At 65.7% G+C, this 15,196-nt stretch carries 19 protein-coding genes; 13 read left to right on the forward strand and 6 right to left on the reverse strand.

Annotated elements, in window-relative coordinates; translation table 11 throughout:
* The first annotated feature begins 63 nt into the window (after positions 1 to 63).
* The 5 genes from RJT48_RS04310 to psmA all read left to right on the forward strand — a co-directional run bounded on the left by RJT48_RS04310 (position 64) and on the right by psmA (position 3,287).
* Positions 64 to 594, forward strand: a complete 531-nt coding sequence (locus RJT48_RS04310) for a BGTF surface domain-containing protein (RefSeq protein WP_311171012.1) — start codon at positions 64 to 66, stop codon at positions 592 to 594.
* 85 nt (positions 595 to 679) lie between these two features.
* Positions 680 to 1,405 carry an RNase P subunit p30 family protein gene (locus RJT48_RS04315; protein WP_311171013.1) on the forward strand — a complete coding sequence of 242 codons (726 nt, stop codon included), beginning with the start codon at positions 680 to 682 and terminating at the stop codon, positions 1,403 to 1,405.
* Entirely contained in the window at positions 1,389 to 2,036 is a 648-nt protein-coding gene (locus RJT48_RS04320) for a class I SAM-dependent methyltransferase (RefSeq protein WP_311171014.1), read from the forward strand. Before RJT48_RS04315 ends, RJT48_RS04320 begins: the two co-directional genes overlap by 17 nt.
* On the forward strand, positions 2,033 to 2,512 hold the full coding sequence (locus RJT48_RS04325; protein WP_311171015.1) for an Rpp14/Pop5 family protein: 480 nt from the start codon (positions 2,033 to 2,035) through the stop codon (positions 2,510 to 2,512). Before RJT48_RS04320 ends, RJT48_RS04325 begins: the two co-directional genes overlap by 4 nt.
* A gap of 4 nt (positions 2,513 to 2,516) precedes the next feature.
* The gene (gene psmA, locus RJT48_RS04330) at positions 2,517 to 3,287 is read left to right on the forward strand and encodes an archaeal proteasome endopeptidase complex subunit alpha (RefSeq protein ID WP_311171016.1); all 771 of its coding nucleotides are present in this window, start codon (positions 2,517 to 2,519) and stop codon (positions 3,285 to 3,287) included.
* A gap of 229 nt (positions 3,288 to 3,516) precedes the next feature.
* On the opposite strand, the gene RJT48_RS04335 is transcribed toward psmA, so the two are convergent.
* The 3 genes from RJT48_RS04335 to RJT48_RS04345 all read right to left on the reverse strand — a co-directional run bounded on the left by RJT48_RS04335 (position 3,517) and on the right by RJT48_RS04345 (position 4,953).
* On the reverse strand, positions 3,517 to 3,870 hold the full coding sequence (locus RJT48_RS04335; RefSeq protein ID WP_311171017.1) for a helix-turn-helix transcriptional regulator: 354 nt from the start codon (positions 3,868 to 3,870) through the stop codon (positions 3,517 to 3,519).
* A gap of 25 nt (positions 3,871 to 3,895) precedes the next feature.
* Positions 3,896 to 4,669, reverse strand: a complete 774-nt coding sequence (locus RJT48_RS04340; protein WP_311171018.1) for an NRDE family protein — start codon at positions 4,667 to 4,669, stop codon at positions 3,896 to 3,898.
* 74 nt (positions 4,670 to 4,743) lie between these two features.
* Positions 4,744 to 4,953, reverse strand: a complete 210-nt coding sequence (locus RJT48_RS04345; protein WP_311171019.1) for a hypothetical protein — start codon at positions 4,951 to 4,953, stop codon at positions 4,744 to 4,746.
* A gap of 230 nt (positions 4,954 to 5,183) precedes the next feature.
* Here RJT48_RS04345 and RJT48_RS04350 point away from each other — a divergent pair, with 230 nt between their 5' ends.
* On the forward strand, positions 5,184 to 5,621 hold the full coding sequence (locus RJT48_RS04350) for a universal stress protein (protein ID WP_311171342.1): 438 nt from the start codon (positions 5,184 to 5,186) through the stop codon (positions 5,619 to 5,621).
* A 54-nt stretch (positions 5,622 to 5,675) separates the two neighbouring features.
* Here RJT48_RS04350 and RJT48_RS04355 read toward each other — a convergent pair whose 3' ends face one another.
* Complete coding sequence (locus RJT48_RS04355; RefSeq protein ID WP_311171020.1) at positions 5,676 to 6,464, reverse strand: helix-turn-helix transcriptional regulator; 789 nt, start codon at positions 6,462 to 6,464, stop codon at positions 5,676 to 5,678.
* 162 nt (positions 6,465 to 6,626) lie between these two features.
* On the opposite strand from RJT48_RS04355, the gene RJT48_RS04360 reads away from it, so the two are divergent.
* The gene (locus RJT48_RS04360) at positions 6,627 to 7,103 is read left to right on the forward strand and encodes a hypothetical protein (protein ID WP_311171021.1); all 477 of its coding nucleotides are present in this window, start codon (positions 6,627 to 6,629) and stop codon (positions 7,101 to 7,103) included.
* A 59-nt stretch (positions 7,104 to 7,162) separates the two neighbouring features.
* Here RJT48_RS04360 and purN read toward each other — a convergent pair whose 3' ends face one another.
* On the reverse strand, positions 7,163 to 8,764 hold the full coding sequence (purN, locus tag RJT48_RS04365) for a phosphoribosylglycinamide formyltransferase (RefSeq protein ID WP_311171022.1): 1,602 nt from the start codon (positions 8,762 to 8,764) through the stop codon (positions 7,163 to 7,165).
* A 166-nt stretch (positions 8,765 to 8,930) separates the two neighbouring features.
* On the opposite strand from purN, the gene purB reads away from it, so the two are divergent.
* The 6 genes from purB to RJT48_RS04395 all read left to right on the forward strand — a co-directional run bounded on the left by purB (position 8,931) and on the right by RJT48_RS04395 (position 14,236).
* On the forward strand, positions 8,931 to 10,334 hold the full coding sequence (purB, locus tag RJT48_RS04370) for an adenylosuccinate lyase (RefSeq protein ID WP_311171023.1): 1,404 nt from the start codon (positions 8,931 to 8,933) through the stop codon (positions 10,332 to 10,334).
* 54 nt (positions 10,335 to 10,388) lie between these two features.
* Positions 10,389 to 11,468: a glucose 1-dehydrogenase gene (locus RJT48_RS04375; RefSeq protein WP_311171024.1), complete on the forward strand. Its 1,080-nt coding sequence runs from the start codon at positions 10,389 to 10,391 to the stop codon at positions 11,466 to 11,468.
* Positions 11,452 to 12,108 carry a transcriptional regulator GfcR gene (gene gfcR, locus RJT48_RS04380; protein WP_311171025.1) on the forward strand — a complete coding sequence of 219 codons (657 nt, stop codon included), beginning with the start codon at positions 11,452 to 11,454 and terminating at the stop codon, positions 12,106 to 12,108. The genes RJT48_RS04375 and gfcR overlap by 17 nt, the downstream gene beginning before the upstream one ends.
* A 46-nt stretch (positions 12,109 to 12,154) precedes the next feature.
* Complete coding sequence (locus RJT48_RS04385; protein WP_311171026.1) at positions 12,155 to 12,496, forward strand: glutaredoxin family protein; 342 nt, start codon at positions 12,155 to 12,157, stop codon at positions 12,494 to 12,496.
* 197 nt (positions 12,497 to 12,693) lie between these two features.
* Positions 12,694 to 13,260, forward strand: coding sequence for a DUF7110 family protein (locus RJT48_RS04390; protein ID WP_311171027.1), 567 nt, complete (start codon positions 12,694 to 12,696; stop codon positions 13,258 to 13,260).
* A gap of 442 nt (positions 13,261 to 13,702) precedes the next feature.
* Positions 13,703 to 14,236, forward strand: a complete 534-nt coding sequence (locus RJT48_RS04395; protein ID WP_311171028.1) for an amino acid-binding protein — start codon at positions 13,703 to 13,705, stop codon at positions 14,234 to 14,236.
* A gap of 52 nt (positions 14,237 to 14,288) precedes the next feature.
* On the opposite strand, the gene RJT48_RS04400 is transcribed toward RJT48_RS04395, so the two are convergent.
* A complete protein-coding gene (locus tag RJT48_RS04400) occupies positions 14,289 to 14,939 on the reverse strand; it encodes a type I 3-dehydroquinate dehydratase (RefSeq protein ID WP_425604701.1) in 651 nt (216 codons plus the stop codon).
* Positions 14,940 to 15,196: the final 257 nt, after the last annotated feature.

Genomic DNA, 15,196 nt, shown 5'->3' on the forward strand with positions numbered 1-15,196 from the left:
CGGCGATTTAAGTATTCCCTGGGTACTTGTCGTGCACGCTCGTTCTCCCGAAGGCAGATGACTGTGAGCCCTCCACCCGACTGTCTCGATAAACTGAACAAACTGCGACCCGCCCGCTCGACCATCGCGCTCGGTATCGCCGCGTTGCTCGTGCTCTCGGCGGTGGCTGTCGGTCCTGCCGTCGGACAGTCGGATGGATCGATCTTCGAGGTAGAGACGGAATCCGTCCATTCGACGGCTAACGCGACGATCGAGGGAACGACGAGCCTCGACTCCGGGACGGAAATCCGCGTGCGAGTCAGTTCCGCCGGCGAGACGAGCCCGCAGTTCCTGCAGACCACGTCGACCACCGTCGGTCCGGACGGTGCCTGGAACGCGACGTTCGATCTCTCCGCGGTGGAGACACACGACTCGGTTACCGTCTCGGTAAGCGTGGCCGACGGCGACCAGTCCGCGGATTTCGACGTTCCGATCCGTGACGACGCGGCCACAGCAACAGATTCCGGCTCCGCGACCTCGACGCCTGGATTCGGGATCCTCGCAGCCCTCTCGGCGTTCGTGGCTGGCGTGGCGGCCCTGCAGTCACGGCAGTAACACGCCGGCGAGGCACCCTCGCCGTTCCTGCCCGAACGCCCGCTGATCCGTAACCCCCATACGCCCCCGCCGCGTTCTCGCGGCTATGTACGAGGCGGTCCACGCCCACCCCGACGGACGCAGCACGGCCGCCCGGTTCGCGACGACGGTCGACCGCTACGGGTACGAGGGTGTGGTCGTCCGCGCGAACGAGGCCGCCCCCGACTACGAGCGCCTGCGCGAGGCGTATCCGGTCGACGTCGTCGACGCCGCCGAGATCGTCGCCCCCGACCCCCAACACGCCAGCGGCGCAGTCGGAAACGCCCGCACGGATCACACGCTCGTTCTGGTCGCCGGCGGGACGGACGCGCTGAACCGCTTCGCCGTCGAACAGGCGCGCGTCGACGTGCTCACGCGTCCGTTCGAGGGGACAGCACGGGACGACGGGGCGGTCGGCGGCGACGGCGACGTCAACCACGTGCTCGCGAAGGCCGCCCGCGACAACGACGTCCGGATCGAGGTGAACCTGGGCCCGGCGCTGCGGGCCCGCGGGGGCGGTCGCGTCCGCCACCTCGAGAAACTCCGGCGGCTGAAGCGCCTGCTCGATCATTACGACGCGCCGTACGTCGTCAGCGCGAATCCCGGTTCGCACCTGGAGGTACGGGCCCACCGGGAACTGGCCGCAGTCGGCGCAGAGATCGGCCTCGGCGCGGGGTGGATCCGCGACGGCCTCGAAGCGTGGGGGCGACTCGTCGATCGCAACCGTCGGCGACTGTCCGAGTCGTTCATTGCCCCGGGCGTCGAATGTGGCCGGTATGAAGAAGACGATTGACGAACACGCGGCGCGCTTTTCCGCGGCGGCTTCGTCGTACGACGACGAGCAGGACTCCACTGAGTATCTCGCGTGTGCGGATCTCGTCGTCGAGAACGCGGCGCCCGCCGGCGACGACGTCGTCCTGGATCTCGGGACGGGAACGGGCGCAATCGCGCTCGCGCTGGCACCGGACGCAAAGCGCGTCGTCGGCCGCGACATCAGCGAGGGAATGCTGGCCGAGGCCCGCTCGAAGGCCGAAGACGCCGGTATCGACAACGTCGAGTTCGGCGAGGGAAGCTTCCGGGAGCCGAACTACGAGGGCGAGGTCGACATCGTCACCTCGAACTTCGCGATGCATCACCTCTCGGACGACGAAAAGCGCGAGGCGATCGCGATCATCGCCGACCTCGACCCCGACCGGTTCGTCCTCGGCGACGTGATGTTCTTCGGCGAACCGGATCCCGACGAGCCCTTCTACAGCCCCGAGGTCGACGATCCCGCGACGGTCGGGCTGCTCGTGGACGCGCTGACCGACGAGGGCTTCGTCCTCACCGGCGTCGAGCGGGTCCACGAGCAGGTCGGCGTCCTGGTCGCCGAGCGGTACGGGACGGCGAGCGAGCGGGTCTCCATCCCGACCGAGGACGAATGAAGCACCTCCCGAAACACCTCCAGCCGCGGTGGCGCTATCTGGCCGTCGAGCTGGAGGCGTGGCCCGACGCGACGGTCGACCGCGGGACGTTCCAGCGGGACCTCTGGTACGCCGCACAGAATCTCTACGGCGACGTCGGCAGCGCCGAGACGGATCTGACCGTGATCTCCTTTGCGTTCGCCGACGGCGACGGCGAGGCGATCGTCCGGGCGTACCGGGGCAAAGAAGACCGGGCCCGGGCGGCGATCGCCTCCTTGGACAGTATCGACGGCCAGCCAGTGGGCATCCGCGTCCGCGGAATCTCGGGGACCGTTCGTGCCTGTGAGGAAAGGTATTTGAACGGTCGGGCCGGAGGTGAAGAACAGAGAGACGTCGTGTTCGAGGACGAACCTCACTCCGCCGTCGTTCGCGACAGGCGCGTCGACGTCGCGGGAGCAGACGGGTTCGCGGGCGCGACGCGGCTCGATTTCGAGTGATACTATGCAGGGACAAGCCCAACAGCAGGCATACGACCGTGGAATCACGATCTTCTCGCCGGACGGTCGTCTCTACCAGGTAGAGTACGCCCGGGAGGCGGTGAAGCGAGGGACAGCGAGCGTCGGCGTCAGGACGCCTGACGGCGTCGTGCTCGCGGCCGACAAGCGATCGCGCTCCCCGCTGATGGAGCCGACGAGCGTCGAGAAGATCCACAAGGCCGACGACCACGCCGGGATCGCCTCGGCCGGCCACGTCGCCGACGCCCGACAGCTCATCGACTTCGCGCGGCGGCAGGCGCAGGTCAACCGGCTGCGGTACGGCGAGGCGGTCGGGATCGAGACGCTGACGAAGAACGTCACCGACCACATCCAGCAGTACACGCAGGTCGGCGGCGCACGGCCGTTCGGTGTCGCCCTCCTCATCGGCGGGATCGAGAACGGCACGCCGCGGCTCTACGAGACGGACCCCTCGGGGACGCCCTACGAGTGGAAGGCCGTCTCGATCGGCGCCGACCGCAACGACCTTCAGGACTATCTGGAGGAGAACTACGAGGACGACCTGACGCTCGATGAGGGCGTCGGCCTGGCGCTGCGCGCCATCGCGACGGCGAACGACGACGAACTCGCCGCAAACGGCGTCGACGTGGCCACGGTCTCGACGGAGTCGGAGGCGTTCGTCGAACTCGACAACGACGAGATCGCCGAGTACATCGCCGAGAACGACCTCGAACCGTCCGAAGACGAAGCCGACGAAGGCGAGGAAGACGAGGAGTAACGCCCCGTCGGTGCGGGCGAGACGATCCCTCGCCAGCGCACATCGCGTGCGGGAACTACCCTGCGTCGATTTTTCAGGGCCGTGGGTTCGATCCGTCGACTCCACGGTGCTGTCCGTCGTTAGCACGTCCGATCGGAGTACGGAGCGAACTACACCTAGGAGACACGCGACTGCAGAACCCCGCCACTCCGGGGTGACGACGATCGAGAAACTGCCGCGTCTGAAAAACTCAGTACTCCTCGTAGGCGAGGTTCATCAGCCACTGCGAGAAGGCGTCGCTGTTGTGGTTGACCTCCTCTTCGCCGATGAACGGCGAGAGCATATCGCCCGCCATCAGAAGCGAGAAGTCGAGGTCGCGGGCGGCGGGTTCGAGGTGGTACGTGTTGTGACCGTTGTAGACTGTCTCCTCGCGCTCTATGAGACCGAGGGAGGCGAGCTGGTCGGCGATCCGGCTGCCCTTCCGCGAGGAAATGTCGAGTTCCTTCCAGAAGTCGCTCTGGTGGATCCCCCCCGTCTCCCGGATGAGTTCCAGCCCTTCGAGTTCGTCCTCCGAGAGTTCCGCTTCGGCGGCTCCTGCGCTCATACCCCGAGGGACGCCCGCGAGTCGTTTAAAGTTGACTTTCGACCCGACGGAACGGGGTCTCACACGGCGGCCCATCGGCGAAGGCGAAGTCGGTGCTGCCGTCGACATAAAGGGTGATGAGAGAGGACGATCGGGTGCCGAACCCTCGCTCGGGTTCGTGGATGCAGACGCCGTAGTCGTGGTCGCCGAGAACCTCGGCTGCGGCATCCCGCCACGCCGCGGCCGACTCGAAGGCCTCCGGATCGAGCGCCTCGCGGACTCGTTCGGCGTTCTGAGCCTGCTCGCGACCGCGGCTGGGCTCTCTCTCGGGTTCGACGTACTCGCCGTCGACGCCGACGTTGACGACAACGTGGACGCCGGGCTCCAGCCGACGGATCTCGAGGTCGCCGTCCCACTCGAAGAGATACGCCGCCGGCGCCTCGTCCGTCGAACCGTCGCCCCGTTCGGCGACGACGAGATTGAATCCGTCGTAGGTATCCGTCTCGACCGCCGCTTCGACCGTTGCTCGCGCTGCCGCGGCGCTCTCCGCGCGAAGCACATCCCGGACGAGCAGTCCACGGGACCGCTCGCCGCCCTCGGCAACCTCGACCCAGCGGTTCGTGATCCCGGCGAACACGCCGGACTCGTTGTAGCCGATCCAGGTGCCGCCCGCCTCGGCGTCACGGGGCGCGACGAAGGAAGGATCGCCCGCCTCGACGGTCGGGAGGTCGGCATCCCGCTCTAGCAACTCGTCGCGGTTTGCGGCCACGACGACCGGCGCTTCGTCGAACGCGCGCCAGGCGAGTGTCAGTGTGCACACGCCGTGGCGTACGGCGGTCGGGAGGATATACCTCCCGCCTCGGGGTCAACGTCGATAGGGCGACCGGCGCTCGATCAATTCGGGAACATCACCTGGCGGAGTCCATACGCGAGGAGGGGAACGATGATCCCGAAACCGCCGATGAGCAGCACCGCCCCGGCGTCCCCGAGATCGGCGCTGGCTGAGACGAGCGAGAGAGCGATGAGTCCGATCCACAGCCCGATGAGGAAAAGCGCCGCCCGGTACAACCACGTGAAAACCTCGCTGACGTCTACGTCCACCATTCTACTCTTCCTCATTGAGGCGTCTTTAGCATTTATATACTGTGGGCGATCCCGAGCGGCGGACGTCCGTGGCTGCACTCTGCCTGTCGCTTTCGCGATCCGACAACCGGGGGATCGTTCATACTGACTACTCTCGCTGTTTAGCGGCGATCGCCATCCGGTTCGCGGCGATGGCCGGGAAGACGAGAGCAGTCATTATCAAGAGGGTGCCGGGCGAACGCCGAGACGAGATGTATCAGGACATCCTCGTTCCCACCGACGGAAGCGACGGGACGATGCAGGCGCTCGATCACGCGCTCGACATCGCGGCCGAGCGCGGGGCAACCATTCACGGCCTCTCGGTCGTCGACAAGCGGCTGTATCTGGCCGCCGGCGAGGAGCAGAAGCCGGAACTGAAGGAGACGATGACAGAGAACGCAGAGGCTGCGGTCGAGCGCGTGGCCGAGGCGGCCGAAGACGCCGGCGTCGAGTGTACCACGACGGTACAGGACGGCATCCCCTACCGAGCGATCCTCGATTACGCGGCCGAGACCCCTGTCGACCTCATCGTGATGGGAACGCACGGCCGCTCGGGCCGGGACAAACTCGCGAATCTCGGCAGCGTCACCGAACGCGTCGTCGAGAACACCGAGACGCCGATTCTCGTGGTTCGGATGGGATCGGAGTAACGCGTCATCGCCGTGTCGGCTCGGTTTCAGCGATCCGATCGACCGTCCGACTCCTCACTTCCGTATTTCGCGGTCAGTGTCGGAACTGCCCGCCCGCTCGCGGTATCGATCGAACAGTTTCGATGCCCACGTGTGAAACCGTGACTCGTCGGATTCGACGATCGCCCGGAGTCGTCTCTGGTCGTCGTAGGCGCCCATCAGGACCTGTTCGTCGCCGAGCGTGAGCCCGATTTCGAACGAATCGGGGTACCGATAAAGCGAGAGAACGTCGGTGGCAGTGACGATATCGAACTCGATAGGATTGCGTTCCCGGGCCCGTTCAACCATTCGAGTCGGCATCACTAATTCGGTGTGAACACCGCGGAGTCCCAGCGAGGCGTGGACGTCGTGAAAAAGGCGACTCAGTATCGGCGAGAGCATCCGGACCCGGTCGTCATCGAACGTCTCAACCGATCGGACGTAGTGGTGAACGGGTGCGTGTGGATCTTCCTCGGTCGAGACGGTCAATTCGGCGTCGTCGAGCCACGCCGGATCGGGCGCGTGGTCCCGGTCGGGGAGGTGCCGGAAGAACGGAGCGAAGTCGTCGATTCGGGAGAGCGAGCCCACGTACTCGGCGTGTTCTTCGGCGACGAGTTCCCCGGTCACGGTGAGTCGGTAGGTTCCGCCGCTGCTCTCGACCCATCCCCGCTCGGCGAGTTCTGCGAGATTCCGTTGGACGCTCCGCCGTGAAGCGTCGTGCTCGGCGGCGAGTTCGCTCGGTGACGCTGGCCCTGCAGCGAGTTCCGAAAGCAGCGCCAACCGGTCGTCGGAATTCGCGAGAAACCGAGCGTCGTCAGCGGGCATAGGAAACAGTAGCCGGACCGACGGGAAAAGTATCATGGTCGGCACGGACCGCGTACGTTGGTCCGCCTTCCGCCAGATCGTGCACGACTGAGGCGTGAAGGCCACTGCCTGTCACACGTGTCGACGGGTATCGTAAAGCCCCCGCCGAGCGGAGCTGATTGTATGGATACCGCTGGTCCGTTCCTCCGCCGCGTGCGGTACGGGGCCACAGCGCTCGCCGTACTCGTCGGCACGTACAACGTTCTCGAGTTGATGGGGGCGTTCGGCCCCGTTTCCTGTTGGGTGAGCTACTCCAGCAGCGGATCCGCCTCGCAGAACGGAACCGCGACAACGACCACGCCGACTGTCACTCGCGGCTGCGAGTCCGGGATCGATGTTCTGCTCGGGGCGGGTGGACCGGCAGGCGGTGGTAACGCGCAGACGCTGTTCTTCTGGGCGGTCGTGTTGCTTGCTCTCGTCAGTATCGGCGGGTACGCTGGGGTGACTGCGCGGCCGTGGGTGGCGTGGGCGACCGTCGCCGTCGGTGCTGTCGTGACCGTCGTCGGTGTGTTCAGTATCGGCTGGTACTTCTTCCTCCCGACGGTGTTTTTCGCCGTCACCGCGACGGCGCTCTCGTTCGAGGCGCGTCGATCTGAGTGATTCTCAGAGGTCTGTTTCTCCGGCGTGCCGCAAGCTTCAGACGGATTTCGCTCACCTTTTCAGTCGTGCCGGAAGCACCGCCGCCCGGTGAACGCCATCGGGATATCCCGTTCGTCGCAGGCGGCGATGACGTCCTCGTCGTTGACGGAGCCGCCGGGCTGGATGACCGCCTCGATGCCGGATTCCGCCGCTTCCTCGACGCCGTCCGGGAACGGGAAGAAGGCGTCCGACGCCATCACGGTCCCTTCCGGACCCTTGCCTTCGGCGTGTTCGTCGGCCTTCATCGCGGCCAGGCGGACGGCGTCGACCCGGGAGACCTGTCCCATCCCGACGCCGACGGTCTCGGTGCCGTCTGCGAGGACGATGCCGTTTGACTTCACGTGTTTCAGCACCTTCCAGGCGAACAGCATCGTCTCCAGTTGCGCGTCGGTCGGTTCGGTCTCGGTGACGATGTCGAGATCCGTGCGGTCGGGCGCCCAGAGGTCCCGCTCCTGGACGAGGCGGCCGCCGACGAGCGGCTTTTCGGTCAGCCGGTCCGTCCGCTCGTCGAGAGGACCGACGTCGAGGACGCGCAGGTTCTCGGTCCCGGTGAGCACGTCGAGCGCGGCGTCCGTGTACCCGGGCGCAACCACGACTTCCTTGAACGAGTCGACGATCGCTTCCGCGGTCGCGGCGTCGCACTCGCGGTTGAGCGCCACGATGCCGCCGAAGGCGCTCATCGGATCCGTCGCGAGCGCGTCGGCGTACGCGTCGGCGAGGGTGTCGGCCGTCGCACAGCCGGCGGGGTTCGTGTGTTTGATCACCGCCGCCGCGGGCGCCTCGAACTCCTTGATCAGGTTCAGGGCGGCGTCGGCGTCGTTGTAGTTGTTGTACGACAGGGCTTTCGCGCCCTCGTTCAACTGTGGGGCCTCGACGACACTGGCTTCCGAGACGGCGGCGTCCGCATATACGGCCGCATCTTGGTGGGGGTTCTCGCCGTAGCGCAGGGTCGCCGAGCGGTCGTCGGCGACGACGCGGCGTTCCGGGAAGTCACCGCCGTCGTCGCCGTCGACGGTCACGGTGAGGTCGCCATCCGCGTCCGTCCGGTCGCCCTCGACGTGGAGTCGATCCTCGGCGAACCACCGCACTGCGCGCGGGTACGCACTGAACTCCGCGTCGGAGAGAACACGCGATTTCAGCGCGTCCGCGTCGTCGTCGGCGTAGACGGGGACGGACTCCTGGGTGACGATCGGGCCCGCGTCGACCTCCTCGGTGACGACGTGAACGGTACAGCCAGTCACGCTCACGCCGGCGTCGAGCACCTGCTCGTGGGCGTCCATCCCCGGGAACGACGGCAGCAAGGAGGGATGAACGTTGAGCGCCGTCGGGGTCGCACCGAGGAACGTGTCCGTGAGAACCCGCATATACCCGTCGAGACAGACGAGATCGAAATCGTAACTCGATAGGGCGTCCAGCACGCGCTGCTCGTGGGCCTCGCGGGACTCGTCGTCGCCGCGCTCGACGACCTCCGTGGGAATGCCGCGCTCGCTGGCGGCGTCGAGCACCGGCGCGTCCTCGTGGTTCGAGAGTACCACGCCGAGTTCCGCGCCCCCGGGCCGTCGATCGTCGATGTGCAGCAGGTTCCGTCCGCGGTTGCTCGCCAGGCCGGCGATGGTGGTCATACTCGTGGCCCCTCGCGCGGGCAGTAAGTCAGTTGCGGTCTCGCCGGTGATCTATCCACGATCGCGGATAGCGATTCGGCCACTGAGGCCTCTCTCCTTCCGATCTATGCACGGAGGTGGACTTCCCATCGACACGCTTTTTTAGCGAACGGCGGAGCATCCGCGTATGGACGACCTCTCCCGTTCCGATCCGCTCGCGGCGGTTTCCCCGCTCGACGGGCGCTATGCGGGCCGGACCGAACCGCTGGTCCCCTACGCCAGCGAGGCGGCGCTGATGCGGGCACGGCTCCGCGTCGAAGTCGAATATCTCCTCGCTTTGGCCGACCTGGACGCCACGCCGCTGTCGCTGACCGACGCCGAGCGCGAGTCGCTGCGGGCCGTCGTCGCCGAGTTCGACGCCGACGACGCCCGGCTGATCAAGCGACTGGAGACCGAGGGCGCGGCGGGCTACAGCGCCACCAACCACGACGTCAAAGCGGTCGAGTACTTCCTCCGGACCGAGACCGACGAGCGCGTCCACCCCTGGATCCACTTCGGGCTCACGTCCGAGGACGTGAACAACCTCGCCCACCGGCTGCTCGTCCAGCCGGCGGTCGAGGACGTGTTGCTGCCGGCGTTGACCGACGTCCGCGAGGAACTGGTCGAACTCGCACACGAGTACCGGGCCACGCCGATGCTCGCGCGGACGCACGGCCAGCCCGCGACGCCGACGACGTTCGGCAAGGAGATGGCTGTCTACGCCGCGCGGCTGGGGACGGCGATGGGTCGGGTCGCCGACGCCGCGGCCGGCCTCTCCGGGAAACTCGCCGGCGCCTCGGGGACCTACGCCGCCCACGTCGCGGCCTATCCGGACGTCGACTGGCGGGCGTTCTCGGAATCGTTCGTCACCGACCTCGGCTTCGAACACACGGCGCTTTCGACGCAGGTGAACCCCTGCGACGACCTCGCGGCGCTCTTCGATGCGCTCCGCGGGGTCAACAACGTCCTGCTCGATCTCGACCGCGACGTCTGGCTGTACGTCTCCGACCGCTATCTGGGCCAGGAGGCCTCAGAGGGCGAGACCGGCTCCTCGACGATGCCGCACAAGGTCAACCCGATCGACTTCGAGAACTCCGAGGGGAACCTCTCGAAGGCGAATTCGGACCTGCAGTTCCTGGCTGACTACGTCACCACATCGCGGCTCCAGCGGGACCTCTCGGATTCGACGGTCAAACGGAACATCGGCGCCGCGTTCGCCCACTGTCTGATCGGCTACGGGAAGACCGAGACCGGACTCGGCAAGGTCGTCCCCAACGAGCAGGTGATGCGCGAGGACCTCGACGCTCACCCCGAACTGATCGGCGAGGCGGTCCAGACCATCCTCCGGCGGGAGGGCGACACGGAGGCGTACGAACGCGTCAAGGAACTCACGCGCGGCCGGGACGTCACGCTCGCGGACTTCCGGGACCTCTTCGGGGAACTGGACGTCGACGAGGACGTCCGTGCCGAGTTGCGAGCGCTCTCGCCGGCCGAGTACGTCGGGGTCGGCGACGAACTCGTCGACGAACTCGATCCCGACGATCGGGGCTAATTATTAACTCGAAGCGAAGTAAATCTTTTAGCGCCTCGCGCGCTACGGTTCGGTATGAAGGCCATCGCAGTCGAGCGTGAGGGAGACCGGCCGGTCGTCGTCGAGCGGGAACGGCCGACCCCTGCTGCCGGCGAGGCGCTCGTCCGGACACTCCGAGTGGGCGTCGACGGGACGGACCACGAGGTCATCGCCGGCGCTCACGGGAGCTCTCCGGAGGGAGCGGACCACTTCGTGCTCGGTCACGAAGCGGTGGGCGTGGTCGAGGACGCCGGCGAGACCCGCTTCTCTCCGGGCGACGTCGTCGTACCGACGGTCCGCCGGCCGCCCGGGGAGTCAAACGAGTACTTCGAGCGCGGCGAGCCCGATATGGCGCCGTCCGGGGCGTACCACGAACGCGGGATCCTCGGCGAGCACGGATTTATGGCCGAGTACTTCACCAGTCCCGAGGATTTTCTCGTCGCCGTCCCCGAATCGATCGCCGAGGTGGGCTTTCTGGTCGAACCGCTCTCGGTCGCGGAGAAGGCGATCGATCTCGCGTACGCATCCCGGTCGTCGTTCGACTGGGCCCCCGAATCGGCGCTCGTGCTCGGCAACGGCGGACTGGGGCTGCTCACGCTCGCGCTTTTGGACGACGCCTACGACTACGACCGCCTCTACTGTCTGGGTCGTCGCGACCGGCCGGATCCGACGATCGATATCATCGAGGACCTCGATGCGACGTACGTCGACTCGCGGGAGACGCCGGTCGACGCCGTGGCGGCCGAACACGAGCCGATGGATCTCGTCTTCGAGGCGACCGGCTACGCCAAACACGCGTTCGGAACGATCGAGGCGCTGGCGCCGAACGGCGTGGGCGCGCTCCTCGGCGTCCCCGAAAACTGGGAGTTCGAGGTCGACGGCGGCCGCCTGCATCGCGAGCTTGTTTTGGAGAACAAGGCGCTCGTCGGTAGTGTCAACTCGAACGTCCGACACTTCGAGGCCGCTGCCGAGGCGCTCCCGTCGTTCCCCGAACGGTTTCTCGACGCGCTCGTTACCGGGGTGTACGATCTCGACAACTTCGAGGCGGCGTTCGACGACGACGACACCACTATAAAAACGGCCGTGCAATTCAGTTCGTATGAAGAACGTCGATGATCTGATCTCGAGCGCGGCCGAGTTGGCTTCGCGCGGCCTCTCGAAAGGCGAGATCGCGGACGAACTCAACGTCTCCCGAGAGACGGCGAGTTGGCTGGTCGAGCGTGGCGATTCCGCCGGGAGTGTAGAGAAACCAGACTCGCTCGACGGAACCGACGACGTCGGCGGCCCCCACGACATCCACGTGGACTGGAGCGCGATCGGTCGCGACTCGGCCCGACTCACCCAGGTGGGGCGGGCGATGGCCGATCTGCTGGTGAAAGAAGGCGAGGCAGTCGATCTGACGATCGGCATCGAAAAGGCCGGCGCGCCGCTGGCGACGGTCGTCTCCCAGGAGCTCGACACGGATCTGGGGTCGTACGCGCCAGCGAAACACCAGTGGGACGAAGGCGATATCGACGAACTCGGCGGCTCCTTTTCGCGGAACTTCGCGGGGATCCGCGGCCGGGAATGCTACGTCGTCGACGATACGATCACCTCGGGGACGACGATGCGCGAGACGGTGGCCTCGATCCGCGAGGAGGGCGGCGACCCCGTCGCCTGTGTCGTCATCGTCGACAAGCAGGGCGTCGAATCAATCGAGGGGGTCCCGGTGTACTCGCTCATCGACGTCGTTCGCGTCGGCAACGACGAGCGATAATCCGTTCGACGCAACCCATATGCCTCCCGACCGCATATGGGATTCTATGACGTTTCAGCCCGAATCCGAACTGAGCGAGGAGGAGGTAACGCAGCGCGTCGACGAGGCGATCGAGTCCAACGACGTCGTCCTGTTTATGAAGGGCAACCGGCTGATGCCGCAGTGTGGCTACTCCCAGCGCGCGGTGAACCTCATCTCCCAGTACGTCGAGGGGTTCGAGACGATCGACGTGCTGCCGGCACTCGACGGCTACCGGAGCGCCCTGGAGGAACATAGCGGGTGGGAGACCATCCCACAGACCTTCGTCGACGGCGAGTTCGTCGGCGGCAGCGACATTCTGGCGGAACTCGACGAACGCGGCGAGCTCGAGGAGACGCTGCAGGCGTAGGCTCGCTGGTCGGCAGCGTCGTACCCGTTCGGTTCCGGACCCCGCCAACGCACCCGCGCGGAGGAAGCAACAGCCACGGCGGCCTTCCGCCTGATCTGTCCTGTAGCTGCCTCGTGTTCTTTATAAGGTCCCGGTGCGTACATCCAAGCAGGTACCGTCGTCGCGTCCGTCTCGTACGAGTACCTCCCAAATTAACTATGTCAGGCCGCGTATACCGACTACACTCGACACTGGAACTGCCCCTCGAAGATGTCGAAGCGTATCTGAACGGTGACCCGGACCTGCCGCCCGAGGTCGAGAACGTGGAGGTGAACCGTCGGAACAACACGCTCATTCTCAAAGCCGTCGCTGCGGAGGACGACCTCAGCAAGTACACGCCGACCGCACAGCTGAAAGCGAGCATCACGGAAAACCGCGTCTACGAGGAGGAACCGCCGCGCGCGGGCGCACCGCGCTGGGAGGAAGAAGAGGAGGAGATTCCCTCGGAACTCGTCGAGTTCGCCTGTTTCAAAGGCGACCGCGAGACCGTCCTGCAGAACACCGCGCTGCAGTATCCGATGTTTTTGGTCCTCCGAGAGATCGCACTCCGCGCCGAGAAGGGCACGCTCACTGCGATCGTCGAGGTCGACGGCGAACTCACTGCCCACCGGATCGTCGAGGGCGAAGAGCGCCCGGCGAGCATCGAGGTCGTCGAGAACCCCTCGAAGGGCGAAGGTGGCTCCAACGGCGTGAACTGGCGCGACAACAAGTTCATCAGTGACTGACAGTCTGCTGTAACGGGTTACCGACACGACGCACACCGACGTGTGGTCGATCCGGAGTGGACGACCGGCAGTCACTGAGATAATGATTACTCTCGTCTCTTACCGTCGAGAACCGCCAACGGGGGTGGATCTCGGCGGTAAACAGGGAGAGTACTCATTATGAGTGATCGAACCGCGGACGACGACAGCGGACGGCCCAGAGACGAGCGCGACGGCCGGGAACGAACTCTTTTCGGCGGTCGGCGATCGATAGCGACGTGACCGGAGCCGGGCCTCCCCGTAGCAGCCTTTATGCGCGAGTTGGTTGAGGAGGTCAAGTACCGCGAGCGCGGTGGGGCCCGCTCCGGTGCCGGAGTACTGACTTGATGGCCCCGACAGTATACTTATTTTCGTGCCCGAACAGGGGCCAGTATGAACGGGACCCGCGTGTGGTGGTCGATCGATGAGTGACGTACAGACGGACGTTCGTGCATACACGCTACGACTCGAACTGGTTGACGAGCCGGGGGAGTTGCTCCGGGCCCTCCGCCCGATCGCGGAGAACGGCGGTAATCTCCTCTCGATCTTTCACGAGCGAGGGAACGTGACGCCGCGCGGGCATATCCCGGTCGAGGTCGATATGGAGGCTCCGCCGGATCGGTTCGAGAAGATTATCGAGGGGTTGCGCGACGCCGGCATCAACGTGATTCAGGCAGGCACCGAGCGGTACAGCGAGGGACTGACCGTCATCCTCTCGGGGCACGTCATCGACACCGACGTCTCCGATACGCTCTCACGAATCCAGGAGTCGTCGAACGCCTCCGTGACGGACCTGTCGCTTGCGGCGCCTGAAGGCACCTCTAACGTCTCCAGCGCTCGGATCGGGATCGCCGCCGAAGCGGGCGCTGCGGACGTGGTCATCGAGCGGCTTCGGGACGTCGCCGCCGAAAAGGATCTGACGCTCATCGAACCCCTGGCGGGCGGGACACCGGCCTGAATTTCGCTCGGAGACGGCTACACACGCCGGTCGGAACCGACGCGCGGCAGAATCAGTTCGGGAGGGTCAGTTCGGAGGGGGCGGTCGCCTCGTCTTCGACCGCCTCGATCCGCTCGATGTTCGTCCCGTCGATCCGCGTCGATTCGACGAGCGCGGCGAGTTTCTCCAGCGGAATCTGTCCGGGCGCGTACTCGCTGTCGTCGTCCAGAAGTGGCGCGTATCCGAGTTTCGAGCCGTAGATGTGCCCGATCACCCGCGTGTGACTTCCCGTCTCGCCCATCGCGATCCCGGCGGCGTCGATGCCGGCCTGCGTGGCCTCGTGGAGCGTCTGCAGGAGCGTGAGCGTCTCCGAGAGGTCCTGGGGGTAGGTCGCGACCTTCGCGATGTCACCGTAACTCGCACACTGGTCGATGATCGCCGTCAGCACGTCCTTCTCGGGCGTCGATTCGAAGTCGTGATGAGAGATGATGAGCCGAACGTCGTTCGCGCGGAACTCCTCTAGGAGCCACTCTTTGGCCCGTGCCGTTTCGAGTTCGATATCGACGTACGCTACCGAGTCGAACCGCGACGCCGCAAAGAGCGTATCCAGTCGTCCCGTGTCCTTCGCCTTACCGCCGAACCACTGATTTCGGTTCGTCGCGATAATCGGCAACTCGCCGTCGTACGCCTCCAGTTGCTCGATCGGGTCCTCGGCTTTGTCCATCCGAAACTCGACGAGGTCCGCCGCTGCGCGGGCTCGCCCCTCCCGTGTCAGGTCGTTTGTCGTGGCGGCGAGGGCGAAGTCGTCGATATTCATGTGACTCGATAGCACTCTCCCGGTTATAAATTTGCTCATCGGTGCGACGCTCCCGTGACGGGGAGGTGGCCCTTGGATACGGCCGGTGTATCAAAATACGATATTATATTGAGATTATAGTTACTCGAAAAAGTATATTATTTGTCAGTAAAAAGAAACTGATT

The organism is Halobellus ordinarius, from assembly GCF_031823395.1.
GTDB lineage: Archaea > Halobacteriota > Halobacteria > Halobacteriales > Haloferacaceae > Haloquadratum > Haloquadratum ordinarius.